Genomic DNA, 848 nt, shown 5'->3' with positions numbered 1-848 from the left:
CTCCCGAACCGCTTCCGCGGCCACCTCCTCCGCGGCGCGCGCACACCCCCACCCCCGCTCGGTCAGCACGACCAGACGGGCCCGCGCGTCCCCGGGGTGCGGCCGTCGCTCGACATACCCCTTGCGCACCATCTCGTCGACGAGCTGGCTCGCGGCCTGCTTGGTCACCCCGAGATGGGCGGCGAGGTCGGTGACCGTCGCGCCGTCCGGGGCGAGCCGGGCGAAGGCGAAGCCGTGCGCGGGGCGCACCCCTTCGAATCCGCGGGCGAGCACGCCCTCGTTGATGCGTTGCGTGAGCCCGCCGGCGGCGGCGAGCAGGGCGGCGGACAGGGCCATGGCCTCGGAGTTCTGCACGCATGCATTGAAACACCCTTGACGTGATAGTCAAGCTGCTTGACCATATAGTCAATCTGCTTGACCATTTGGAGGTCTCATGCCCATCGTCCGCTCGTCCGAAGCCGTCATCCACGAGATCCACGGCGCCCGATTCGTCTCGTACGCCACCCCGAACAGCGGCAGCAAGGAGCTGTGCGCCTGGCGCGGCGAGATCCCGGCCGGCCTCAAGGCGCCCGCGCACACGGTCAGCCGGGAGGAGATCTTCCATCTGCTCGACGGCGAACTGCTGATCACCCTCGACGGCCGCACCGAGCGGATCGCCGCGGGCGACACGGTGATCATCAACCCCGGCGCCACCCTGGCCGTCGAGAACCCGACCGACCGGACCGCGTTCTCCTGGGTCACCACCTCGATCGGCCTGGAGGCACGGCTGGCCGACGGCACCCGCATCGCGCCGCCGTGGGCCAACTGACGTCATGAGGGAGGCTCTACGCCGCCCGCCCCCCTAGTCC

General features: G+C 70.5%; 2 protein-coding genes. One reads left to right on the top strand and one right to left on the bottom strand.

Going from position 1 to position 848, the window contains the following annotated elements:
- On the bottom strand, positions 1–354 hold a 354-nt coding region (locus C1J00_RS43780; protein ID WP_102914265.1), incomplete at its 3' end, for a MarR family winged helix-turn-helix transcriptional regulator.
- Between the two features lie 79 nt (positions 355–433).
- On the opposite strand from C1J00_RS43780, the gene C1J00_RS43775 reads away from it, so the two are divergent.
- Positions 434–808 carry a cupin domain-containing protein gene (locus C1J00_RS43775; RefSeq protein ID WP_102914264.1) on the top strand — a complete coding sequence of 125 codons (375 nt, stop codon included), beginning with the start codon at positions 434–436 and terminating at the stop codon, positions 806–808.
- The last annotated feature ends 40 nt before the right edge of the window (positions 809–848 follow it).

The sequence above is a fragment of the Streptomyces cahuitamycinicus genome (genome assembly GCF_002891435.1).
GTDB lineage: Bacteria > Actinomycetota > Actinomycetes > Streptomycetales > Streptomycetaceae > Streptomyces > Streptomyces cahuitamycinicus.
This window is presented reverse-complemented; position numbering and strand designations above follow the sequence as displayed.